General features: G+C 62.5%; 22 protein-coding genes. 9 read left to right on the forward strand and 13 right to left on the reverse strand.

Annotation, left to right across the window (positions count from 1 at the left end; translation table 11 throughout):
• Positions 1-78 precede the first annotated feature (78 nt).
• Positions 79-1,005 carry a LysR substrate-binding domain-containing protein gene (locus QCL51_RS24495; protein ID WP_021785225.1) on the reverse strand — a complete coding sequence of 309 codons (927 nt, stop codon included), beginning with the start codon at positions 1,003-1,005 and terminating at the stop codon, positions 79-81.
• A gap of 155 nt (positions 1,006-1,160) precedes the next feature.
• Here QCL51_RS24495 and QCL51_RS24500 point away from each other — a divergent pair, with 155 nt between their 5' ends.
• Entirely contained in the window at positions 1,161-2,549 is a 1,389-nt protein-coding gene (locus QCL51_RS24500; protein ID WP_103463123.1) for a NorM family multidrug efflux MATE transporter, read from the forward strand.
• Positions 2,550-2,646: 97 nt separating this feature from the next.
• Here QCL51_RS24500 and QCL51_RS24505 read toward each other — a convergent pair whose 3' ends face one another.
• Positions 2,647-4,314 (reverse strand): bifunctional diguanylate cyclase/phosphodiesterase, encoded by a 1,668-nt coding sequence (locus QCL51_RS24505; protein ID WP_021785227.1) that lies wholly within the window; start codon positions 4,312-4,314, stop codon positions 2,647-2,649.
• 295 nt (positions 4,315-4,609) lie between these two features.
• On the opposite strand from QCL51_RS24505, the gene rep reads away from it, so the two are divergent.
• On the forward strand, positions 4,610-6,619 hold the full coding sequence (rep, locus tag QCL51_RS24510; RefSeq protein WP_021785228.1) for a DNA helicase Rep: 2,010 nt from the start codon (positions 4,610-4,612) through the stop codon (positions 6,617-6,619).
• 111 nt (positions 6,620-6,730) lie between these two features.
• The gene (locus QCL51_RS24515) at positions 6,731-7,303 is read left to right on the forward strand and encodes a xanthine phosphoribosyltransferase (RefSeq protein ID WP_003253535.1); all 573 of its coding nucleotides are present in this window, start codon (positions 6,731-6,733) and stop codon (positions 7,301-7,303) included.
• A gap of 109 nt (positions 7,304-7,412) precedes the next feature.
• Here QCL51_RS24515 and QCL51_RS24520 read toward each other — a convergent pair whose 3' ends face one another.
• The 5 genes from QCL51_RS24520 to dadA form a co-directional block, all read right to left on the reverse strand.
• The gene (locus tag QCL51_RS24520; RefSeq protein ID WP_103469573.1) at positions 7,413-9,272 is read right to left on the reverse strand and encodes an acetyl-CoA hydrolase/transferase C-terminal domain-containing protein; all 1,860 of its coding nucleotides are present in this window, start codon (positions 9,270-9,272) and stop codon (positions 7,413-7,415) included.
• Between the two features lie 222 nt (positions 9,273-9,494).
• On the reverse strand, positions 9,495-9,899 hold the full coding sequence (locus QCL51_RS24525; protein ID WP_103469650.1) for a c-type cytochrome: 405 nt from the start codon (positions 9,897-9,899) through the stop codon (positions 9,495-9,497).
• Between the two features lie 154 nt (positions 9,900-10,053).
• Complete coding sequence (locus QCL51_RS24530) at positions 10,054-10,602, reverse strand: cupin domain-containing protein (RefSeq protein WP_021785230.1); 549 nt, start codon at positions 10,600-10,602, stop codon at positions 10,054-10,056.
• A gap of 107 nt (positions 10,603-10,709) precedes the next feature.
• Positions 10,710-11,783, reverse strand: coding sequence for an alanine racemase (gene alr / locus QCL51_RS24535; protein WP_103469571.1), 1,074 nt, complete (start codon positions 11,781-11,783; stop codon positions 10,710-10,712).
• 143 nt (positions 11,784-11,926) lie between these two features.
• Positions 11,927-13,231 carry a D-amino acid dehydrogenase gene (gene dadA, locus QCL51_RS24540; protein ID WP_010955780.1) on the reverse strand — a complete coding sequence of 435 codons (1,305 nt, stop codon included), beginning with the start codon at positions 13,229-13,231 and terminating at the stop codon, positions 11,927-11,929.
• A gap of 156 nt (positions 13,232-13,387) precedes the next feature.
• Here dadA and QCL51_RS24545 point away from each other — a divergent pair, with 156 nt between their 5' ends.
• The gene (locus tag QCL51_RS24545; RefSeq protein ID WP_003253520.1) at positions 13,388-13,876 is read left to right on the forward strand and encodes an Lrp/AsnC ligand binding domain-containing protein; all 489 of its coding nucleotides are present in this window, start codon (positions 13,388-13,390) and stop codon (positions 13,874-13,876) included.
• Between the two features lie 2 nt (positions 13,877-13,878).
• On the opposite strand, the gene QCL51_RS24550 is transcribed toward QCL51_RS24545, so the two are convergent.
• Positions 13,879-14,232 carry a YkgJ family cysteine cluster protein gene (locus QCL51_RS24550; RefSeq protein WP_003253518.1) on the reverse strand — a complete coding sequence of 118 codons (354 nt, stop codon included), beginning with the start codon at positions 14,230-14,232 and terminating at the stop codon, positions 13,879-13,881.
• A 144-nt stretch (positions 14,233-14,376) separates the two neighbouring features.
• Between QCL51_RS24550 and QCL51_RS24555 the strand changes: the two genes are divergently transcribed.
• On the forward strand, positions 14,377-15,669 hold the full coding sequence (locus QCL51_RS24555) for an FAD-binding oxidoreductase (protein WP_338444436.1): 1,293 nt from the start codon (positions 14,377-14,379) through the stop codon (positions 15,667-15,669).
• Between the two features lie 200 nt (positions 15,670-15,869).
• On the opposite strand, the gene QCL51_RS24560 is transcribed toward QCL51_RS24555, so the two are convergent.
• Positions 15,870-16,100 carry a DUF1127 domain-containing protein gene (locus tag QCL51_RS24560; RefSeq protein WP_021785233.1) on the reverse strand — a complete coding sequence of 77 codons (231 nt, stop codon included), beginning with the start codon at positions 16,098-16,100 and terminating at the stop codon, positions 15,870-15,872.
• A 178-nt stretch (positions 16,101-16,278) separates the two neighbouring features.
• Here QCL51_RS24560 and QCL51_RS24565 point away from each other — a divergent pair, with 178 nt between their 5' ends.
• Together QCL51_RS24565 and QCL51_RS24570 are read left to right on the forward strand one after the other, a co-directional pair.
• A complete protein-coding gene (locus QCL51_RS24565) occupies positions 16,279-17,709 on the forward strand; it encodes a PLP-dependent aminotransferase family protein (RefSeq protein ID WP_162149606.1) in 1,431 nt (476 codons plus the stop codon).
• A 61-nt stretch (positions 17,710-17,770) separates the two neighbouring features.
• Positions 17,771-19,324 carry a phospholipase D family protein gene (locus QCL51_RS24570; protein ID WP_103443640.1) on the forward strand — a complete coding sequence of 518 codons (1,554 nt, stop codon included), beginning with the start codon at positions 17,771-17,773 and terminating at the stop codon, positions 19,322-19,324.
• 37 nt (positions 19,325-19,361) lie between these two features.
• Here QCL51_RS24570 and QCL51_RS24575 read toward each other — a convergent pair whose 3' ends face one another.
• Together QCL51_RS24575 and QCL51_RS24580 are read right to left on the reverse strand one after the other, a co-directional pair.
• Positions 19,362-20,501: an MFS transporter gene (locus QCL51_RS24575; RefSeq protein WP_021785236.1), complete on the reverse strand. Its 1,140-nt coding sequence runs from the start codon at positions 20,499-20,501 to the stop codon at positions 19,362-19,364.
• 110 nt (positions 20,502-20,611) lie between these two features.
• Complete coding sequence (locus QCL51_RS24580; RefSeq protein WP_021785237.1) at positions 20,612-22,105, reverse strand: aldehyde dehydrogenase; 1,494 nt, start codon at positions 22,103-22,105, stop codon at positions 20,612-20,614.
• A 196-nt stretch (positions 22,106-22,301) separates the two neighbouring features.
• Here QCL51_RS24580 and QCL51_RS24585 point away from each other — a divergent pair, with 196 nt between their 5' ends.
• Together QCL51_RS24585 and QCL51_RS24590 are read left to right on the forward strand one after the other, a co-directional pair.
• A complete protein-coding gene (locus tag QCL51_RS24585; protein WP_021785238.1) occupies positions 22,302-22,661 on the forward strand; it encodes a cupin domain-containing protein in 360 nt (119 codons plus the stop codon).
• Between the two features lie 95 nt (positions 22,662-22,756).
• Complete coding sequence (locus QCL51_RS24590) at positions 22,757-22,960, forward strand: hypothetical protein (protein WP_021785239.1); 204 nt, start codon at positions 22,757-22,759, stop codon at positions 22,958-22,960.
• A gap of 66 nt (positions 22,961-23,026) precedes the next feature.
• Here the strand turns inward: QCL51_RS24590 and rpmG are convergent, their stop codons facing one another.
• Entirely contained in the window at positions 23,027-23,182 is a 156-nt protein-coding gene (gene rpmG, locus QCL51_RS24595; protein ID WP_003253507.1) for a 50S ribosomal protein L33, read from the reverse strand.
• Between the two features lie 11 nt (positions 23,183-23,193).
• Positions 23,194-23,430 carry a 50S ribosomal protein L28 gene (rpmB, locus tag QCL51_RS24600; RefSeq protein ID WP_003253504.1) on the reverse strand — a complete coding sequence of 79 codons (237 nt, stop codon included), beginning with the start codon at positions 23,428-23,430 and terminating at the stop codon, positions 23,194-23,196.
• Positions 23,431-23,594: the final 164 nt, after the last annotated feature.

Genomic DNA, 23,594 nt, shown 5'->3' on the forward strand with positions numbered 1-23,594 from the left:
CACAGGTACCGTGTCAGGTCAAGACATACGATAGACCTGTGGGAGCGGGCGAGCCCGCGAAGAGGCCGGTGCAGATGATCAAAGACGCGGCAGGATTTCCACATCCGGCAAATCCATCGCCGCCACCTCGTCTTCCAGAAACGCACTCAATCGCCGCAAACGCTCGCCACCCGGGCGTGTACGCGGCCACACCAGGTAGTAATCCATGCCGCTGGGCACCGCTATCGGCCATGGCAGGCTCAAGCGTTTCTGCGCCACATCTTCGGCCACCATCAGCAAATCGCCCATGGATATTCCGTAGCCACGCGCCGCAGCAATCATGCCCAGCTCCAGGGTGTCGAACACCTGGCCACCCTTGAGCGACACCTTGTCGCCAAGCCCCATACGCTCCAGCCATTCCCGCCAGTCACGCTTGTCCAAGGTGGGGTGTAGCAGTTCGACAGAGGCCAGCCTACACACATCCCAGGGCTCCTCGTCGAGCAGGTCCGGCGCACCGACCGGGATCAGTAACTCAGGGAACAGCTTGCGTACCTCCCACTCCGCCGGGAACACCCCGTCACTGAGCAAAACCGCGCAATCGAACGGCTCCTGGTTGAAGTCCACATGGTCGACATCCATCCAGGCACTGGTCAGTTGCACCTCATTGCCCGGCTGCAGGTGGCGAAAGCGGCTAAGGCACGCCAGCAACCAGCGCATGGTCAAGGTCGAGGGGGCTTTCATACGCAGTATGTCGTCTTCACCACACAAGGTTTCGCAGGCCCGCTCAAACGCCGCAAAGCCCTCGCGCACGCCCGGCAGCAGTACCCGCCCCGCTTCGGTAAGTTGCAGGCTGCGGCCACTGCGCACGAACAGGCGGCAGGCAAAATGCTCTTCCAACGTACGGATATGCCGGCTGATGGCGCTTTGGGTGATAGAAAGCTCTTCGCCCGCACGGGTGAAGGAGCTTAGCCGCGCGGCAGCTTCGAATGCGCGCAGGGCATACAGCGGTGGTAGCTGGCGTGGCATGAGGCTCCTGCAATATGGGCGTGTGAAGCAAATCAGCGAGAAACCTATATACATGAGTTCAACTCATGCCAACTATCGTTTTTATCCTTTTGTGCAAAGTTGACCGAAGCCTCAGAATCGCCGTTCGTTGATCACCCAGAATGAAGGACTGCCCCATGCACGTCGCGCCCACCACAGAACTCAAGGCTTTGCTGCGCCTGGCCGGGCCGCTGATTGCCTCGCAGTTGGCGCACATGCTGATGGTGCTGACCGACACCCTGATGATGGCCCGCATCAGCCCTCAGGCTTTGGCGGGTGGTGGCTTGGGGGCAGCCAGCTATTCGTTCGTATCGATCTTCTGCCTGGGCGTGATCGCCGCAGTCGGCACCCTGGTAGCGATTCGCAAGGGCGCCAACGACATCGAAGGCGCCACGCGCCTGGCGCAGAACGGCCTGTGGCTGGCCTGGGGCCTGGCGTTGTTCGCCGCGCTGGTGCTGTGGAACCTTGAACCGGTGCTGCTGCTGTTCGGGCAAAAGCCCGAGAACGTGGCGTCGGCTGCGCAATTCCTTACCCTGCTGCCGCTGGCCCTGCCCGGCTATCTGACCTTCATGGCCTTGCGTGGCTTCACCAGCGCGCTGGGCCGCTCGACCCCGGTGATGGTCATCAGCCTGTTCGGCACGGTACTCAACTACCTGTTCAACGTGGCGCTGATCGAAGGCATGTTCGGCCTGCCCAAGCTTGGGCTGATGGGTATCGGACTGGTCACTGCGGTGGTGTCGATGGGCATGGCCATCGCGCTGGCGTTGTACATCCGCTGGCACCCGGCCTATGCCGCCTACCCGCTGCGCAAGGGCCTGTCACGCCCATCACTGGCGGCCCTGCGCGAACTGTGGCGGCTGGGCCTGCCGATTGGCGGTACCTACATGGTGGAAGTGGGCCTGTTCGCCTTTGCCGCGCTGTGCATGGGCGTACTGGGCAGCACCGAGCTGGCGGCGCACCAGATTGCCCTGCAGATCGTGTCCACGGCGTTCATGGTGCCGACCGGGTTGTCGTACGCAGTAACCATGCGCGTAGGCCTGTACTACGGCGCTGGCAACCTGCTGGCGGCACGCAGCGCCGGGCGGGTGGGCATCGGGTTCGGGGCAATGATCATGTTTGCCTTCGCCGCCCTGTTCCTGCTGCTGCCCGAAGCGCTGGTGGGGCTGTTTATCGACCGTAATGACCCGGCCTTTGCCGCGATCTTCCAGGTGGCCGTGCAGTTGTTGATGGTGGCGGCGTGGTTCGAACTGTTCGACGGCATGCAGACGATTGCCATGGGCTCGATCCGTGGGCTGAAAGATGCCAAGACCACCTTCCTGATCGGGCTGGTGTGCTATTGGCTGGTGGGGGCGCCTAGCGCCTGGTTGTTCACCTTTACCCTGGGCAGTGGTGCAGTAGGGATCTGGTGGGGGCTGGCGCTTGGGCTGGCGTGCGCGGCGGTGGCGCTGACCTTTGGCTTTGAATGGCGGATGAAGCGGTTGCTGGGGAAGGCGGGGGCTGCCGGAAAGGCGATGGCTTCGGCCTGACTTGCGGGCCTCTTCGCGGGTAAACCCGCTCCTACAGGATTGCGCAGGCTCAAAACTGCGCGGACCCTGTGGGAGCGGGCGTGCCCGCGAAAGGGCCCTAAAGGACAGCCTCCAACTGGCGGCCGGGCGCCTGCAGCAAATACGCCATCAATTCCTCTATCGGTAGCGGTTTGCTGACCAGGAAACCTTGCACCTGGTCGCAGCCAAACCCGCGCAACAACGCCAGCTGCTCTTCACTCTCCACCCCCTCGGCCACTACCTCAAGGCTGAGGTTGTGTGCCAGGTTGATCATGGCGTGCACCAGCTTGCGGTTCTCTTCACGCATTTCCATTTCCGCAACAAAGCTGCGGTCCACCTTGAGCAAGGCGATCGGCAAGCTGTTGAGGTGCACGAACGAAGAAAACCCGGTGCCGAAATCATCGAGCGAGAAGCGCACGCCCAGGCGACCCAGCGCGTCCATGGTCTGGCGCACCACCTCGTTGCGGCGCATCACCGCCGTCTCGGTCAGCTCGAACTCAAGCCAGCGGGCATCCACACCGTGCTCAAGGATCAGGCGACTCAAGGTGGCCAGTAGCTGGCTGTCCTGAAACTGACGGAAGCTCAGGTTGACCGCCATGTGCAGCGGTTCCAGACCGCGCTCGCACAGTGCCTGCATGTCACGCAGGGCACGGGAAATAACCCAGTAGCCCAAGGGCACGATCAGGCCGCTCTGCTCGGCCAGTGGCACGAACTCGCTGGGCGGCAGCAGCCCGCGCTCGGCATGGCGCCAGCGCACCAGCGCCTCCAGGCCAACAATGCGCCCGTCGGCCAGGTTAAGGCGGGGCTGATAGTGCAGCTCCAGCTCGTCGCGGCGCAGGGCGCGGCGCAATTCGCCTTCCAGGTCGGCAAGGCTGCGGGCGTTGCGGTTGATGCGCTCGTTGAACACATGGAAGGTGCAGCCCTGGCTGCTCTTGGCCTGACGCATGGCGATATGCGCGTGCCACATCAGCGGATCGGCGCCGCTCTGTGCGCGAGCATGGGCCAGGCCCAGGCTGCAGCCCAGCAACAGGCTTTCGCCGTCGATCCAGTAAGGTTCGGCCAAGGCCTCGACGATGCGTTCGGCCATCCATTCGGCGCGGTTGGCATCTCGGCGGGTATCGATCAGCAGGGCGAACTCGTCGCTGCCCAGGCGCGCCAACTGGTCGCCCGCTTCCAGCTGATGCTTCAGCCGTGCCACCACCTGCAGGATCAACCGGTCACCGCACTGGTGGCCGAGGGCGTCGTTGACGTGGCGGAAGTTGTCCAGGTCCAGGTGGCCAAGCGCAACACCACGGCCGTCGTTTTCGGCCAGGCGCGCATTGAGCAAAGCCTGGAAGCCCTGGCGGTTGGCGATGCCGGTCAGCGGGTCCTGCTCGGCCAGGCGCTGCAAGGTGGCGACCAGCACACCGCGCTCTCGCACATGGCGCAGTGAGCGGCGCAGGTTATCGGCGTTGAGCTGATCGCGTACCAGCCAGTCGCTGACAGCGCTGGGCGCCGCCTCAGGCTCGTGGTCAAGCAGCAGGATGGTCGGCAGCTCGCAACGCCCGGGGGCGGGCTGCAAGCCTGGCGTTGCCAGCACGACGGCCTGGCGATCATGACTGAACAGGCTGTCGACCGCCTCCCAGTTTGGCGCAGTCAGTAGCACGGCGCTGCCACCCAGTGCAGGCATGCAGGCGTGCAACAAGGCGGCCCATTCCGGCTCATCGGCCAACAGCAGCAAACGCAGAGGTTCGACAGGCGTGGACAAGCGGGCTCCTTAGGGCTTCACGGTGCAACGAGACTGGCGGGTATGCCACTGTATTCAATGAAAATGATTTTCAATTTTATACATGTTTTTCGGGTGTAGCATCCCGACGTATTTTGTCGTGCATCCTGCGCGAAACAGCACAAACCGGCAAATATGATTTTTTCAGCTACTAGCATTAGTGGCACTAATAGTGAGACGGACATAAAGTCTGACTCAGACGTCAGACGGTCGCGCCACAACGGCCCCATGCCTGTTAGAATGCGCGGCTATTTTCTGGCGACCCCCGGTTTCTAGCATGTCCCGACTCAATCCCCGGCAGCAGGAAGCCCGTGACTATGTCGGCGGCCCTCTTTTGGTGCTCGCCGGTGCAGGTTCGGGCAAGACCAGCGTGATCACGCGCAAGATTGCCCACCTCATCCAGAACTGCGGCATCCGCGCCCAGTACATCGTGGCGATGACCTTTACCAACAAGGCCGCGCGCGAGATGAAGGAGCGGGTTGCCACCTTGCTGCGCCCGGGGGAAGGCCGTGGCCTGACCGTGTGTACGTTCCACAACCTTGGCCTGAACATCATCCGCAAGGAACACGAGCGCCTGGGCTACAAGCCGGGTTTCTCGATCTTCGACGAGTCTGACATCAAAGCGCTGCTGTCGGACATCATGCAGAAGGAATACTCCGGCGACGACGGCATCGACGAGATCAAGAACATGATCGGTGCCTGGAAGAACGACCTTATCCTGCCACCAGAGGCCCTGGAAAAAGCGCGCAACCCACGCGAGCAGACCGCAGCCATCGTCTACACCCACTATCAGCGCACGCTCAAGGCGTTCAACGCGGTGGACTTCGACGACCTGATCCTGCTGCCGGTCAAACTGTTCCAGGAGCACCCCGAGGTGCTGGAGCGCTGGCAAAACCGTGTGCGCTACCTGCTGGTAGACGAATATCAGGACACCAACGCCAGCCAGTACCTGCTGGTGAAGATGCTGATCGGCATGCGCAACCAGTTCACCGTGGTAGGCGACGACGACCAGTCGATCTACGCCTGGCGTGGTGCACGCCCTGAGAACCTGATGCTGCTCAAGGAGGACTACCCCTCCCTGAAGATCGTCATGCTCGAGCAGAACTACCGCTCCACCAGCCGCATCCTGCGCTGTGCCAACGTGTTGATCGCCAACAACCCGCATGCGTTCGAGAAACAGCTGTGGAGCGAAATGGGCGTGGGCGACGAGATCCGCGTGATCCGCTGCAAGAACGAGGAAGCCGAGGCCGAACGCGTGGCCATGGAAATCCTCACCTTGCACCTGCGCACCAACCGCCCGTACAGCGACTTCGCCATCCTCTACCGCGGCAACTACCAGGCCAAGCTGATCGAACTGAAGCTGCAGCACCACCAGGTACCGTATCGTCTGTCGGGTGGTAACAGTTTCTTTGGCCGCCAGGAGGTCAAGGACCTGATGGCCTACCTGCGCCTGCTGGTGAACCCGGACGATGACAACGCCTACCTGCGTGTGATCAACGTACCGCGCCGGGAAATCGGCTCCACCACCCTGGAAAAGCTCGGTAATTACGCCACTGAGCGCGGTATATCGATGTACGCCGCCAGCGAGGAGCTGGGCCTGGGCGAGCATCTGGACGCCCGCTACACCGAGCGCTTGCAGCGCTTCAAGCATTGGCTGGATGGGGTACGCCACAAGGTCGCCCTGGAAGATCCTATTGCCGCGCTGCACGAGATGATCCGCGACATCGACTACGAGAACTGGATCCGCCAGCAGACCGCCAGCGACAAGGCCGCAGAGTTCCGCATCAGCAACGTGTGGTTCCTGGTGGAAGCACTGAAAAACACCCTCGAGAAGGACGAAGAGGGTGACATGACCATCGAAGACGCCATCGGCAAACTGGTGCTGCGCGACATGCTCGAGCGCCAGCAGGAAGAAGAAGAGAACGCCGAAGGTGTGCAGATGATGACCCTGCATGCCTCCAAGGGCCTGGAGTTCCCGTACGTGTTCATCATGGGCATGGAAGAGGAAATCCTCCCGCACCGCTCCAGCATCGAGGCCGACACCATCGAAGAGGAACGCCGCCTGGCCTACGTGGGCATCACCCGCGCGCGCCAGACCCTGGCCTTCACCTTCGCCGCCAAGCGCAAGCAGTACGGTGAAATCATCGACTGCACGCCCAGCCGGTTCCTCGACGAACTGCCTCCGGACGACCTGGCCTGGGAGGGCCTGGACGATGCGCCGGTCGAGGTGAAGGCCGCACGCGGCAACAACGCCTTGGCCGATATCCGGGCAATGCTCAAACGCTGATCAACCATTACTCTTTAACTTTGCCGCTGTTAGCGGCCACGGTGGTTTGTATGGCCGATTTGAGCTCACAAATCGGCCATACAGACCACTATCTACATCGAGGAAATCACAGTGGAAGCACTGCATCAGAAGATTCGCGAAGAAGGCATCGTGCTTTCCGATCAGGTTCTCAAAGTCGACGCGTTTCTCAACCACCAGATCGATCCGGCGCTGATGCAGCTGATCGGTGACGAGTTTGCCCGCCTGTTCGCCGATGCCGGCGTGACCAAGATCGTCACCATCGAAGCCTCGGGCATTGCCCCAGCGGTAATGACCGGTCTGAAACTGGGTGTGCCGGTCATCTTCGCTCGCAAGCACCAGTCGCTGACCCTGACCGAAAACCTGCTGACCGCCTCGGTGTATTCCTTCACCAAGCAGACCGAGAACACTGTGGCCATTTCGCCGCGTCACCTCAACAGCAGCGACCGCGTGCTGGTGATCGACGACTTCCTGGCCAACGGCAAGGCCTCGCAGGCGCTGATCTCGATCATCAAGCAGGCTGGCGCCACCGTGGCGGGCCTGGGCATTGTGATCGAGAAGTCGTTCCAGGGCGGCCGTGCCGAGCTGGACAGCCAGGGCTACCGCGTTGAATCGCTGGCCCGGGTGAAGTCGCTGGAAGGTGGTGTAGTCAGCTTCATCGAGTAAACGCGACACCTGCTTCGCGGGCACGCCCGCTCCCACAGGTGCAGCACAGGTCTCGAACGCTGTGCCGTACCTGTGGGAGCGGGCATGCCCGCGAATGGCCGCAACCCTTTTATCTGGTTGCCGCCAGCCCCGCCAACAACAAGCGCTGGTAAAGTTCTTCTTTAAGCCCCTGCGGCTGCCCCAACTGCATCCGCTCCAGGTGGCTTTCATACCCCTCCGGCCCCGGTGCATCCAACGCTGCCTTGCCCAGCTCCAGCACCTCGCTCAGCTTGAACTTGCTCTTCAACCAGTTCAGCGCCCGCAACAGATCCCGCTCCTCGGCCGTAAAGTCCGTGCCCATTGGATACTCCGGGAACAGCCGCGCATGCCGCGTCCGGATCGTTTCCAGCCGCTGCGGCGTATTGTCGGTGAAGCGAGCGTCCAGCTGAAAGCCCTTGGCCAGCTTGCCGGCCTCTTTTGCCTGCTCGATGAGCCCCTGCTGGAACCGCGAATCGCTCACTGCCAGCAACCGCGCAATCACCTCGCTGTCGGTCTGCCCACGCAAGTCAGCGATACCGTACTCGGTCACCACGATATCGCGCAGGTGCCGGGGGATGGTGCAGTGGCCATAGGTCCAGAACAGGTTTGAGGTCACCTCCCCGCCTGACTCGCGCCAGCTGCGCAAAAGCAGAATCGAACGTGCACCTTCCAGCGCATGGCCCTGGGCGACAAAGTTGTACTGCCCGCCCACGCCGCTGAGCACACGGCCGTCTTCAAGTTGATCAGCCACCCCGGCGCCGAGCAAGGTCATGGCAAACGCAGTGTTGATAAACCGCGCATCACGGCGTTGGCGGCGCTTGAGTTCCTCCTGCCCATATAGCTCGTTGATGAAGCTGATGCGGGTCATGGCAAAATGTGCGCGCTGCTCCAGCGGCATCTCGCGCAAGCGCTGATAGAACGCTTGCGGGCCGAGGAAAAAGCCGCCATGCAGTATTGCGCCCTGCTCGTCCGCCGGGCGTCGTAGCAACCCTGCTTCGGCCAGCACCAGCAGGCCATTGACGAACATCTCGCTGCAGCCGTACAGGCCTTGGGCAAACGTCCCTAGCCCCCCTTCGCGTTCGATCAGCGCATGCCAGGGGCCAACATCCAGCTCATCAAGCACGGCTCGGTAGCCTGCGTTGTCACCTTGGCGAGCCAGCAACGCGGCGGCAACTGCATCACCCATGGCCCCGATGCCGATCTGCAGGGTGCCGCCATCGCGCACCAACGTGCTGGCGTGCAAGCCAATGCAGTGGTCCTGGATGCCGACCGGCATGTTCGGCGTAGAGAACAGCCGTCGCTGCTCCGCTTCATCAATCAGCAGGTCGAATGCCTCCATGCTCAGTTCCGAATCGCCTGGCATATAGGGCAGTTCGGCATGCACCTGGCCCAGCATGAGGATGGTTTCGCCAGCCGCGCGCCGCTTGGCAATCATCGGCAGCAGGTCGAGGGTGATGTCTGGGTTGCAGGCCAGGCTCAGGTGCACGGGCTTTTCAGGGGTGGCGGCGACCAACTGGGCGATCAGGTTCAGGCCCTTGGCGTTGATATCGCGTGCGGCGTGGCTGTAGTTGCTGCTGACGTAGTCCTGCTGCGCCGATTCGCTGTGCAGCAGGCTACCGGGCTGCATGAAGAACTGTTCGACACGGATGTTGGGCGGCAGGCTGTCGTTGCGCAGGTCTGCGAGGTAGCTGAGCTCTTCGTAGTCCGCGAACACTCGCTCGACGAAGGGTTCGAGAAAGCGCCGCTGCAGGCCATCGCCCAGTGGCGGGCGGCCGAGGGAAAGTGCGGTATAGATGGTCAGGCGCCGTTCGGGCAGCTCGCGTACGCGGGCGTAAAGCGCGTTGACGAAGGCGTTGGGTTTCCCCAGACCCAAAGGCAGGCCCATATGGATATGGGTTGGCAGCCGGGACAAGACCTGCTCGACAGCCTGGTCGATGGAGCAGAGGTGCATCTGGGCCTCCTGAAACATCCACGGGTTCAGGGGTTGGACATAGGGCTGAAGTAATTGGTTGCCTGTACCGGCCCTTTCGCGGGCAAGCCCGCTCCCACAGGATTAACACAACCTTCAGGTCCTGCGGAGTACCTTTGGGAGCGGGCGTGCCCGCGAAGAGGCCGAGACAACAAAAAACAAAGCCCGCCATTAACGGCGGGCCTCATGCAATTCAGCTGTAAATCACAGCCCGGACATTTTCTTGATCGCCCCTTTCAGGTCTTCATCCGTACAGTCTGCACAGGTGCCCTTTGGCGGCATGGCGTTGATGCCGGTAATGGCCTTGGCCAGGATGCCATCCAGGCCGCCCTGGTGGTCGGCGCGTTCTTTCCACGCGGCGGTGTCACCAATTTTAGGCGCGCCGAGCAACCCGCTGCCATGGCAGGCATTGCAGTGCTTGGCGATGATTTCATCCGGCGTCTTGGCTCCCCCGCCACCCGCTGCAGCGGCCACTTCCATGCCTTTGCACTCTTGGCCCTGGACGCACACCTGGCCAACCGGTTCCAGGCGTTTGGCGATGTCGTCATTGGTCGCAGCGGTTGCGCTCATTGCCCAGAGGGCGAATACGGCTGCTGGTACGGCCAGCATCTTCTTGATTTGATTCACGCGAACACCCTCATGGTGGCTAATCACGCTCGCGGCCACGGATCGGCGAGCGTTGAAAAGTATAGCGGGAACCCAGAGGCCGTGAAACGACCCCACACAGGAAAGGGGTATTGCCGACTCAATGCACTGCGCTGGATCAAAAGTTTGAAGGCGTCGCCGCACTGATCAGCCGCGCCGGCTGGTCGAACGGGTTGCGAAAGCGGTGCGGGCGGGTGCTTTCGAAGTAGTAGCTGTCGCCCTCTTCGAGAACGAAAATCTCGTTGCCGACCACCAGTTCCAGGCGGCCTTCAAGCAGGATACCGGTCTCCTCGCCGTCGTGGGTAAGCATCTCGGCACCGGTGTCCGCGCCTGGCGGGTACACCTCGGTCAGAAAAGCGATTGCGCGGTTGGGGTGCGACTTACCAACCAGCTTCATGGTTACCGCTCCATCCGAGATATCGATCAGCTCGTGGGCCTTGTAGACGATCTGAGTGGGGCTTTCGGGCTCCAGCTCGACCGAAAAGAATTCGACCATGGACATGGGAATGCCGCTCAGCACTTTGCGCAGCGAGCTGATAGAGGGGCTTACGCTGTTCTTCTCGATCATCGAGATGGTGCTGTTGGTCACGCCAGCACGCTTGGCGAGTTCGCGCTGGGACAGGCCCTTGAGCTTGCGGATGGCTTGCAGTCGTTCGCCGACGTCCAAAGCTGGAGCCTCCTGGAACAGTGGGAAGGGGGTGGATGTGAACGATATCATGGCAATGCCGTTCAGTATTTACAACACACCGCCCCCAACCTGTCCGCTTCAGCGTGTCATTCGCCGATGTAGTCCCGTGGTACTCGCTTCAGGTTGCAGAAGATCTGGTACGGAATGGTGCCCGCATGCGCGGCCACCTCACTGGCCAGCACCTGCTTGCCCCATAGTTCTACCGGGCTGCCGACAGCGGCTTCCGGTACGTCGGTGAGGTCGATGCTGAGCATGTCCATCGACACCCGGCCGATCAGCTGGGTGCGATTGCCGGCGACCAGCACCGGAGTGCCGTTGGGCGCCTGGCGCGGGTAGCCATCGGCATAGCCCATGGCTACCACACCCACGCGGGTCGGCCGAGGGCTGACGAACTTGGCACCATAGCCCACCGGCTCGCCGGCAGGTAGCTCACGCACGCTGATCACCCGCGATTGCAGGGTCATCACCGGTTGCAGGCGTGCGGCCTCGGCCTGCGCCACTTCGAACGGCGTGGCGCCGTACAGCATCAGGCCTGGGCGCACCCAGTCGCTGGGCGCTTGCGGCCAGCCCAGCACGCCGGGCGAGTTACGCAGGCTGCATTCAGCGGCCAGGCCCTGTCGGGCAGCTTCGAACACGGCGATCTGCTGGGAGGTGGCGTCAGCGTCCAGTTCGTCGGCGCGAGCGAAGTGGCTCATCAACACGATGCGCGAAACCTTGCCACTGGCCAACAGTCGCTGGTAGGCGTCGTGGTAGTCCTTGGGGTGCAGGCCAACGCGGTGCATGCCACTGTCCAGCTTCAGCCAGACGGTGAGCGGCTTGTGCAGCGGGGTTTTCTCGATGGCTTCCAGCTGCCACAGCGAGTGCACCACGCACCACAGGTCGTGCTCGGCGATCAGCGCCAGTTCGCTGGCTTCGAAAAAACCTTCCAGCAGCAGCACCGGGGCTTTGATACCGGCAGCGCGCAGCTCCAGCGCCTCTTCGATGCAGGCCACGGCAAAGCCGTCGGCTTCGGCCTCCAGGGCCAGGGCGCAGCGCACGGCGCCGTGGCCATAGGCGTCGGCCTTGATCACGGCGAGGGCTTTGGCACCCGTCAGTTCACGGGCCAGACGGTAGTTGTGGCGCAGGGCCTGGAGGTCGATCAGGGCGCGGGCGGGACGCATGGCGGCTGCCTTATGGTGTTCGGGTTGAAATCGGTGGTGGATTCTTCGCGGGCTTGCCCGCTCCCACAAGTAGTGCACAGCTTTCAAAAGCTGTGGTGTTTCTGTGGGAGCGGGCAAGCCCGCGAATGGGCCGGCACAGGCTGTTACTGCTGGTGAGCCGGCGCGCTTTGCCCGTGCTTGGCCACTTCCCGGCTATTGCCATAACGGGAAATATCCAGGCCTTCGGCACTGATCTGCGGCTTCTTGCGCGCAATCAGGTCGGCCAGCAAGCGACCGGAACCGCACGCCATGGTCCAGCCCAAGGTACCGTGACCGGTGTTCAGGAACAGGTTGCGGAACGCCGTGGCACCCACGATCGGCGTACCGTCCGGGGTCGCCGGGCGCAAGCCGGTCCAGAAGCTGGCCTGGCTCAGATCACCGCCGCGAGGATAAAGGTCGTTGACGATCATCTCCAGCGTTTCGCGCCGGCGCGGGTTCAGCGACAGGTCAAAACCGGCGATTTCAGCCATGCCCCCAACGCGGATGCGGTTGTCGAAACGGGTGATGGCAACCTTGTAGGTCTCGTCGAGAATGGTCGAAGTCGGGGCCATGTCGCTGTTGGTGATCGGCACGGTCAGCGAATAACCTTTCAGCGGGTACACCGGGGCCTTGATGCCCAGTGGCTTGAGCATCTGTGGCGAGTAGCTGCCCAGCGCCAGCACATAGCGGTCTGCCGTCTCCAGCTTGCCGTCGATCCATACGCCATTGATGCGGTCACCGGCGAAGTCCAGGCGCTGGATATCCTGGCCGAAGCGGAACTCCACGCCCAGCTTCAACGCCATGTCGGCGAGCTTGGTGGTAAACAGCTGACAGTCGCCAGTCTGGTCGTTCGGCAAACGCAGGGCGCCGGCCAGGATATCTTTCACGCCGGCCAGGGCGGGTTCGACGCGGGCAATGCCGTCGCGATCGAGCAGCTCGTAGGGCACACCGGACTGTTCGAGTACGGCAATGTCCTTGGCCGCTGCATCGACCTGGGCCTGGGTGCGGAACAGCTGGGTGGTGCCCAGGCTGCGGTTTTCGTAGTTGATGCCGGTTTCGGCGCGCAGCTCGTCGAGGCAGTCACGGCTGTACTCGGACAGGCGCACCATACGCTCCTTGTTCACCGCGTAACGGCTGGCGGTGCAGTTGCGCAGCATCTGTGCCATCCACAGGTACTGATCGACGTCGCCCGTGAGCTTGATGGCCAAGGGGGCGTGACGCTCCAGCAGCCATTTGATGGCTTTGAGCGGTACACCTGGGGCAGCCCAGGGCGAGGCATAGCCGGGCGAGATCTGGCCGGCGTTGGCAAAGCTGGTTTCCATGGCCACCGCCGGCTGGCGGTCGACCACCGTGACTTCGAAACCTTGCCGGGCCAGGTAGTAGGCACTGGCGGTTCCGATTACACCGCTACCAAGTACCAGAACTCGCATCGTTTTATCCCTCACACGCGGCGCGCCGCACACTTTTATTGAAATGGCATGAATGAGCGCAGTATAGGAATTTGAGACCAGTGCAATTCACTATATAAAAGCCTATTATTGGCGAGAATTCTCGGCAAAAACGCCTTTCACGGAGGGGCATCCCCTATGAGAACCCAGCACCAGACCAAGCGTGAACTGGACAAGATCGACCGTAACATCCTGCGTATCCTGCAGAATGACGGGCGTATTTCCTTCACCGAACTGGGCGAGAAAGTTGGGCTGTCCACCACCCCTTGCACCGAGCGGGTTCGCCGCCTGGAGCGCGAGGGCATCATCATGGGCTACAACGCCCGCCTGAACCCGCAGCACCTCAAAGGCAGCCTGCTGGTGTTCGTGGAAATCAGCCTGGACTACAAGTCGGGCGACACCTTCGAGGAGTTCCGCCGCGCGGTCTTGAAGCTGCCCCACGTGCTGGAATGCCACCTGGTATCGGGCGACTTCGACTATCTGGTAAAAGCGCGTATTTCGGAAATGGCCTCGTACCGCAAGCTGCTCGGGGACATCCTGCTGAAACTGCCGCACGTGCGCGAATCGAAGAGCTACATCGTGATGGAAGAGGTGAAGGAAAGCCTCTGCCTGCCGATCCCGGACTGAGGCTAGACCAGCACCTGGCGGGTGGTGGCAATGAATTGGTGGACCAACTGTTCAGCGGCAGGATCGATCATCGGTTCAGGGCCACGACCACGCGGGCAGGCCATGCGCGGGGTGGTACCGAACAGCCGGCATATCATCGGCCGCTCTTCATACACCGTGCAGCCGTTGGGGCCCAGGTGCACGCAGTCCAGGCGCTCCAGAGCAGCGTCCTGCTCCGCCTGGGACTTGCGCGGCAGGCGGGCCATTTCCTCCGCCGAGGTGGTGACCGGGCCGCAGCAGTCATGGCAGCCGGGCTCGCACTCGAATGAAGGGATGAGTTCGCGCAGGAAGTGGATCTTGTGGCGGTTACAGGACATGACGGGATACAAGCTGACAAAAGTGATTGGATTATAGGCTTATTCGCGGCTCCACCCGCGAACGAGGATGCAGCCCTCGCTGGTTGCCCGGCCGCGATGGCAAAGCTTATCCTCGTCCCCCCTCCAATTTTCAGGGCCGCCCCGATGATCCACAGCGCGCAGCACGCCGCCTCCTATTACGCCGCCAGCAGCGCGCCACACCCTGACCACGCCTTCCTGCAAGGCGAACACAACGCCGACGTGTGCATCATCGGCGGCGGTTACTCGGGCCTGAACACCGCCATCGAGCTGGCCGAGCGTGGTTTCTCGGTCATCCTGCTGGAAGCGCGCAAACTTGGCTGGGGCGCCAGTGGGCGCAATGGCGGGCAACTGATCCGTGGGGTCGGCCACGGCCTGGAGCAGTTTCTCCCGGTCATCGGCGAGGAAGGCGTGCGCACCCTGAAGGTGATGGGCCTGGAGGCCGTACAGATCGTGCGCGAGCGGGTGGAAAAGCATGCCATCGCCTGCGACCTGGCCTGGGGCTACTGCGACCTGGCCAACAAACCCGCCGAGCTGCTGGGCTTTGCCGAAGACGCAGAGGAACTGCGCAGCCTAGGCTATGCGCATGAGCTGCGGCTGGTCGGCAAGGACGATATCCACAGCGTGGTCGGCGCCGATTGCTATGTGGGCGGGCTGATCGACATGGGCTCTGGGCACTTGCACCCGCTCAACCTGGCGCTGGGTGAAGCGGCCGTGGCCAGCCGTCTGGGCGTGAAGCTGTTCGAGCAGTCCGAGGTTACCCGCATAGACTATGGCCCTGAAGTGCAGGTACATACCGCACAAGGCCGAGTACGCGCCAAGACCCTGGTACTGTGCTGCAACGCCTACCACAACGACCTCAACCGCGAACTGGGCGGCAAGGTGCTGCCGGCCGGCAGCTACATCATTGCCACCGAGCCGCTGGGCGAAGAACGCGCACGCGCATTGCTGCCGCAGAACATGGCGGTGTGTGACCAGCGCGTGGCGCTGGACTACTACCGCCTGTCCGCCGACCACCGCCTGCTGTTTGGCGGTGCCTGCCACTATTCAGGCCGCGACCCGAAGGACATCGCCGCCTACATGCGGCCGAAGATGCTCAAGGTGTTCCCGCAGCTTGCCGACGTGCGCATCGACTACCAGTGGGGCGGCATGATCGGCATTGGTGCCAACCGCCTGCCACAGGTTGGCCGCTTGGCCTGCCAGCCGAACGTATATTACGCCCAGGCCTACTCTGGCCATGGGCTCAACGCCACCCACCTGGCCGCGCGCCTGCTGGGTGAAGCCATCAGTGGCCAGGAAAGCGGGCGCTTCGACCTTTTCAACAAGGTGCCTCACATCACCTTCCCTGGCGGCAAGCACCTGCGCTCGCCACTGCTGGCATTGGGGATGCTGTGGCATCGTCTGAAAGAGCTGGCCTGAAAGTCCCCATCCTTGTGGCAGCAACTGTCTTGCTTAAAATCTAAAAGCTGACTAGCCCCCTGTGGGAGCGGGCGTGCCCGCGAACACGGGCGAAGCCCGTGCCATCCTCCGCGACGCCTGCTTCGCGGGCATGCCCGCTCCCACAGGGTCGGTGCAAGTTTCAAGTCTGGGGCACAACAGGCCCTCCAGCGACCACCGTGTCAGTCCTTCCAGAAGGCTTTCCGCCCTTCGATCCGGGCCTGCTCCGAGCTCAGCCCGACATCGCGCAGCTCGTCATCGGTCAGCTGCAGCAACGCCCTGCGGGTATGCCAGCGATGCAGCATCAGCCCCCAACGCCCCAAACCCTCCGGCGCGTTGAACACCTTGGCCTGCTGCCCGGCTTCCAGCTCCTTGGCCAACAGTTGCAAGCGCACATCGCTCATGCCACCCATCACCGCATCCTCCCGTTCAGTTGTTACCGTGGAGAAAGCATGCGCGTCGGCACCGTCAGCAATACAGATCCAATACAGCCTTATTATTCCCATACAGAATTGGCCGACGGCCGACTGAATGCTGTATTTTCGGGCCAACTGTACCGGTCGCTATGCCAATGCAGCGCAGGAGTATGCCGTGACCCTCTACCTGAATCTCGCCGAAATACTCGGCGCCCGCATCGAGCAGGGCCTCTATCGCCCCGGCCAGCGCCTGCCGTCTGTGCGCGCACTGAGTGAGGAGCACGGGGTCAGCCTGAGCACCGTGCAGCAGGCCTATCGCATGCTCGAAGACAGCGGCATGGTCTCGCCACGGCCCAAGTCCGGCTACTTTGTCAGCGACCACCGTCACCTGCCGGCCCTGCCTGCGGTCAGCCGCCCGGCCCAGCGCCCGGTGGACATCTCGCAGTGGGAACAGGTACTGGAACTGGTGCGCAGCACACCGCGCCAGGATGTGGTGCAACTCGGCCGCGGCATGCCCGACATCGACAGCCCTACCCTGAAGCCGCTGCTGCGCAGCCTCGCCCAGTTGAGCCGGCGCCAGGACATGCCTGGCCTGTACTACGACAACATCCACGGCCACCTGGCCCTGCGCGAACAGGTGGCCCGGCTGATGCTCGACTCCGGCTGCCGACTGGGGCCGGCCGACCTGGTGATCACAACCGGCTGCCATGAGGCGCTGTCTTGCAGCATCCGCGCGGTCTGCGAGCCAGGCGACATCGTCGCGGTCGACTCGCCCAGCTTCCACGGCGCCATGCAAACCCTCAAGGGCTTGGGCATGAAAGCGCTGGAAATCCCCACCGACCCGGTCACCGGCATCAGCCTGGAAGCGCTTGAGCTGGCCCTGGAGCAGTGGCCGATCAAACTCATCCAGATCACCCCAAGCTGCAACAACCCGCTGGGCTACATCATGCCCGAGGCACGCAAGAAGGCCCTGCTGAGCCTGGCCCAACGCTATGACGTGGCGATACTGGAAGATGATGTGTACGGCGACCTGGCGTATACCTACCCCCGCCCACGCACCCTCAAATCGTTCGACGACGATGGCCGCGTGCTGCTCTGTAGTTCGTTCTCTAAAACCCTCGCACCCGGCCTGCGGATCGGCTGGGTGGCGCCCGGGCGCTATCTGGAACGAGTACTGCACATGAAGTACATCAGCACCGGGAGTACGGCCAGCCAGCCTCAGCTGGCCATCGCTGACTTCATCGCCGGAGGGTACTACCAGCCCCATGTGCGGCGCATGCGCAGCCAGTACCAGCGTGGCCGCGACCTGATGAGCGACTGGGTGACCCGCTATTTCCCGGCGGGCACCCGGGTCAGCCGGCCCCAGGGGGGCTTCATGCTGTGGGTGGAGCTACCCGAACATCTCGATACGCTTCGGCTGAACCGCGCTTTACTGGAACAGGGCGTGCAGGTTGCCGTGGGCAGCATCTTTTCGGCCTCGGGCAAGTTTCGCCACTGCCTGCGCATGAACTTCGCCGCCAGGCCAACGCCGCAAATCGAAGCCTCCGTACGCAAGGTAGGTGAAGCCGCCCTTCGTCTACTGGATGAAGAAAGCGCCGACGCGTAACTTTGCGCCGCCCGTCACGGTCAAACCCCTAAAGCCCTTGCTGCACAGGACGGTCCTACCCTTGAGACTCCAGCGAGCCTTGCCTCTGCTGCTGGTGCTGTTGCTCGGCCTTGCCGGCTGCACAAGCATCAGTGCGCCCCGCGAAACCAGTCAGGCGCTGCCTGCCAACGACTCGGCCTTTGGCCGCTCGGTATTGCGCCAGGCCGCGCCCTATGGCGGCCGCTCGGGCTTCCGCCTGCTGCCCAACAGCAACGAGGCATTTCGCGCCCGCGCCGAACTGATCCGCAACGCTCAGGCGAGTATCGACCTGCAGTACTACATCGTCCACGATGGCCTCAGTACTCGCGCCCTTGTGCATGAACTGCTGCGCGCCGCCGACCGTGGCGTGCGCGTGCGCATCCTGCTCGACGACACCACCAGCGACGGCCTGGACACCATCATGGGCACCCTCGATGCCCACCCGAACATCCAGATCCGCGTGTTCAACCCGCTGCATCTAGGGCGCAGTACCGGCGTTACGCGCGCCCTGGGCCGGCTGTTCAACTTGTCGCGCCAGCACCGGCGCATGCACAACAAGCTGTTCCTGGTGGACAACAGCATGGCCATCGTCGGCGGGCGCAACCTTGGCGACGAGTATTTCGATGCCGAGCCCAACCTCAACTTCACCGACATCGACCTGCTGGGCGTGGGCCCGGTGGCCGAGCAGCTGGGGCACAGCTTCGACCAGTACTGGAACAGTGCCCTCAGCCGGCCGATCACCGACTTCCTCTGGCAGGCCCCGGATGCCAACGACCTGCGTGCCAGCCGCCATCGCCTGGAAGTATCGTTGGCCGAAGCCAGAACCCAGCGCAAGGCCCTGTACGACCGCTTGATGGCCTACCAGTCGCAGCCGCGCCTGGCCGTGTGGCGCAACGAGCTGATCTGGGCTCACGCCCAGGCGCTATGGGATGCACCCAGCAAGGTGTTGGCCGAAGACGAACCGGACCCGCAATTACTGCTGAGCCAGCAACTGGCACCGGACCTGGCTAACGTGCACCATGAGTTGGTCCTGGCATCGGCCTACTTTGTGCCGCGCGAACCGGGGCTGCTGTACCTGACCGGCCGCGCCGACGCTGGCGTTTCGGTGAAGCTGCTGACCAACTCGCTGGAAGCCACCGACGTGCCGGCGGTGCATGGCGGCTATGCACCCTATCGTCGTGCCTTGCTTGAGCACGGGGTGCAACTTTACGAGCTTCGCCGCCAGCCAGGCGACCCCAGCGCAGGGCGATTGAGTTTCCGTGGCAGCTCGGATTCGAGCCTGCACACCAAAGCGATCGTGCTCGATCGGCGCAAGACCTTCATCGGCTCATTCAACTTCGACCCGCGCTCAGTGTTGTGGAACACCGAGGTTGGGGTACTGGTCGACAGCCCGGAGCTGGCCGAGTACACCCGCGAGCTGGCCCAGCAGGGTATGGCGCCCGCGCTGAGCTATCAGGTGAAACTGATAGGTAACAAACTGGTGTGGGCGACCGAGGACAATGGCCAACGGCACATACTGACGTCTGAGCCGGGTGGGATCTGGCGGCGGCTCAATGCCTGGATCAGCAAGGCGGTTGGCTTGGAGAAGATGCTGTAGCTGAGATTGCCGAGGGGCCTTGCAGCCCCAAAAACCATCAGGCAGAAACCGGCTCAAAGGCTCCGCGCCGTCGGGTCAATACCACCAACCCCGCAGCCCCGGCCGCCATCAGGAACAGCAACGCATGCCCGCTGATCCACTGGCTCCCCGCACCCGCCAACAACGGCCCGAGCAAACAGCCAATACCCCACAGCTGCGCTACGTGGGCATTGGCCCGCACCAGCTCATCATCGCGGTAGCGCTCACCGATCAGCACCAGCGACAAGGTAAACAAGCCACCGGCACTGGCGCCGAACAACACCCACAGTGGCCAGATAACCGGTGTGTGCAACAGCAGCGGGATCGCCAGGCTGGACACCAGCAGCGTCACCGCACAGCCAGTGAACAGGGTGCGTCGCGACATATGGTCGGCCAGCGCGCCGATGGGCAACTGCAGCACCGCATCACCCACCACCACGGTACTTACCATGAACAAGGCGATTTCGGTGGTGAAGCCCTGCTGCAGGCAATACACCGGCAGCAAAGTGAGGATCATCGCCTCGAACGAGGCGAACAGGGCAATGGCCCAGGCAATTACCGGCAAGCGTCGGCAGAAGCCGAACAGGTCGCCAAAGGTGACACTGCATGCCTCTGTGCTCGGTGCTCCACCACGCCCTAGCAGAACCAGCGGCGCGGCCAGCAGCAGGCCGGTCGCTGCCCAGAAGCCGAAGTCGTCATCAGAGCCGAGGAAGCCCAGCACCAACGGCCCGGCCAGTTGGCTCAGGGCGTAGCTGCTGCCATACAGCGCCACCAACCGGCCACGCCACTGTTCGACCACCAGTTGGTTGATCCAGCTTTCGCCGAGGATGAACACCACGGTCAGGGACATGCCGATCATCAGCCGCAGCAGCAGCCACAACGGGTAACTCGGCAGCAGCGCGAGCAGGCCAATCGACAGTGCCCCACCCCACAGGCACAGGCGCATCGCCGAAGGCACGCCAACCCAGCCTGCCAGGCGGCTGGCCAGGCTGGCCCCTGCCAGCACACCCAACGCCGGCATTGCCGCCATCACGCCGATGGCGAAGCTGCCGTAGCCCCAGGCCTCCAGGCGCAGGGACACCAGCGGCATGCTCACGCCGAGCGCCAGCCCGACACTGAGCACCGATGCCAGTACGGCGAAGTAGGTACCCCAACGCATTGCAGCCTCCCAGCCAATGTTTCTAGAGGCCCATTCGCGGGCAAGCCCGCTCCCGCAACGGTCGCGAAGACCTGCCGGAGCGGGCTTGCCCGCGAAAAGGACCTACTGGATTACAGCTTGATCCAGGTCGCCTTCAGCTCAGTGTATTTCTCCAGCGCGTGCAGCGACTTGTCACGGCCGTTACCCGACTGTTTGAAGCCACCGAACGGCGCGGTCATGTCGCCACCATCGTACTGGTTGACCCAGACGCTGCCAGCACGCACGGCACGGGCGGTCTTGTGGGCTTTGGAAATATCCGAAGTCCAGATACCCGCCGCCAGGCCATACGGCGTGTCGTTGGCAATGGCCACGGCCTCTTCGGCGGTGTCGAAGGCAATCACCGACAGCACCGGGCCGAAGATTTCTTCCTGAGCAATGCGCATGGCGTTGGTCACGCCGTCGAAGATGGTCGGCTCAACGTAGGTGCCGCCGGTCTCTTCCAGGGTGCGCTTGCCGCCGGCCAGCAGCTTGGCACCATCCTTGTGGCCAGCCTCGATGTAAGACAGCACGGTGTTCATCTGCTGAGTATCGACCAGAGCACCGACAGTGGTCTGTGGATCCAGCGGGTTGCCTGGTTTCCAGCCTTTCAGGGCCTCTACCACCATCGGCAGGAACTTGTCCTTGATCGAACGCTCGACCAGCAGGCGGGAGCCTGCGGTGCACACTTCGCCCTGGTTGAAGGCGATGGCGCTGGCAGCAGCCTCGGCGGCAGCCTGCAGGTCCGGGGCGTCGGCAAAGACGATGTTCGGGCTCTTGCCGCCGGCTTCCAGCCAGATGCGCTTCATGTTCGACTCGCCCGCATAAACCATCAGCTGCTTGGCGATCTTGGTCGAACCGGTGAACACCAGGGTATCGACGTCCATGTGCAGGGCCAGCGCCTTGCCCACGGTGTGGCCGTAGCCTGGCAGCACGTTCAGCACGCCAGCCGGGATGCCAGCTTCGATCGCCAGCTGGGCGATGCGGATGGCGGTCAGCGGCGATTTTTCGGACGGCTTGAGCACGACCGAGTTACCGGTGGCCAGCGCCGGGCCGAGCTTCCAGCAGGCCATCAGCAGCGGGAAGTTCCACGGTACGATGGCACCGACCACGCCCACTGCTTCGCGGGTAACCAGGCCAAGCTGGTCGTGCGGGGTCGGGGCGACTTCGTCGTAGACCTTGTCGATGGCTTCGGCTGTCCAGTGGATGGCATTGGCCGCCCCCGGGATATCGATACTGGAGGAGTCACCGATCGGCTTGCCCATATCCAGCGTTTCCAGCAGTGCCAGCTCTTCGACGTTCTTGCGCAGCAGGTCGGCAAAGCGGATCAGCTTGGCCTTGCGCTTGGCGGGGGCCAGCTGCGACCACACGCCGGAGTTGAAGGTGGCACGGGCATTTTCCACAGCGCGGTTGGCATCGGCCAGGTCGCAGCTGGCAACCTTGGCCAGGAAGCGTCCGTCGACCGGGCTCAGGCACTCGAAGGTTTCACCGGATGCGGCATCGGTGTATTCGCCGTTGATGAAGGCACGGCCTTCGATCTTCAGTTGCTGGGCACGTTGTTCCCAGTCCGCACGGGTCAGGGTGGTCATACGAAACTCCTCCTCTTGTTTAGGTGCAACGCCGCACTGAGGACTCACAGGCGTTGTCAGAATTCTGGCCGTGCGCCGAGCGCACACTGGCAAGCGATACCCTAAACCAGCCGGTGTAAACTATCAATATATTTGACACGGGAGGCTCAAAAGCCTACTGATGTTCATTTTATTAAACAACAACAGGAGCCGAACCATGAGTATTGACAGCATCATCGACTTCGCGCAGGTCATCACCGAAGCCGAACGCTACCGCCCGGCTGCAGAGAAAATTCTCAAGGGGGAGCCGGACCAGGCGGTCTACAACCATTATTCCAGCCCGTGCGGGCAGTTTGCCGCCGGCGTATGGGAAGGTGAGGTGGGCCAATGGGTGGTGAATTACACCGAGCACGAATACTGCGAGATCATCCATGGAGTTTCGGTGCTGCGCGACCAGGACGGCGGGTCGAAAACCTTGCGTGCCGGCGATCGGTTTGTCATCCCCGCCGGCTTCAAAGGCACCTGGGAAGTGCTGGAGCCGTGCCGCAAGATCTATGTGATGTTCGAGCAGAAGTAACCGCAGAAGTATCTATGTAGCGCAGGCAGTCTGCAGGCATGCGTGAGGATGGCCCTGCCCATGTCGGGCCATCCAACTTCATCAGGAAGAACACCATGACCAACGAAGAAGTGCTGCGAACCCTTGCCCACCTGGTCGGCACCCCTTACGCGCCAGCGCTCAAAGACACCATCCGCACCCTCACCGGCCGCCCCCGGGTAGTTGGCCCCAACGAGATGTCCACCCGCGAGTACGACGTCGAGCGCATCCAGATCAGGGCCGGCGCCGACCTACTGATCCAGGGTTTCGACTTCAACTGACCCCGCAGCAGACATAAAAAAACCCGCCTCCTTTCGGATGCGGGTTTTTTTCAGGTCGCCGATCAATTACTTGATCTTGGCTTCCTTGTACACCACGTGCTTGCGAACAACCGGATCATATTTCTTGATCTCGATTTTGTCCGGGGTGGTGCGCTTGTTCTTGTCGGTGGTGTAGAAGTGGCCGGTACCGGCACTCGAAACCAGACGGATCAATTCACGCATGATGCTCTCCCTTAAACCTTGGCGCCAGCTTTACGGATGTCAACCAGAACGGCGTCGATGCCGCGCTTGTCGATGATACGCATGCCTTTGGCGGAAACGCGCAGACGCACGAAACGCTTCTCGGATTCAACCCAGAAACGGTGGTGCTGCAGGTTCGGCAGGAAACGACGACGGGTTTTGTTGTTTGCGTGGGAAATGTTGTTCCCGGTTACTGGACCCTTACCAGTAACTTGACAGACTCTCGACATGACTCAGCCCTCTAAAACCACATGCCCAACCCGGCATGGGTTGGCCGCTTAATCTCTCAGTCTTTGGCGCCTGGGCGCCGTGATTCTGGAGGTCTTATCGACCGGATCCGCTTATGCGACAGGCCGAGCCCCTAGAAAAGAGCGCTGCTTTATACCAGAAAGAC

The sequence above is a fragment of the Pseudomonas sp. LTR0 genome, from assembly GCF_036630035.1.
Taxonomy (GTDB): domain Bacteria; phylum Pseudomonadota; class Gammaproteobacteria; order Pseudomonadales; family Pseudomonadaceae; genus Aquipseudomonas; species Aquipseudomonas putida_Y.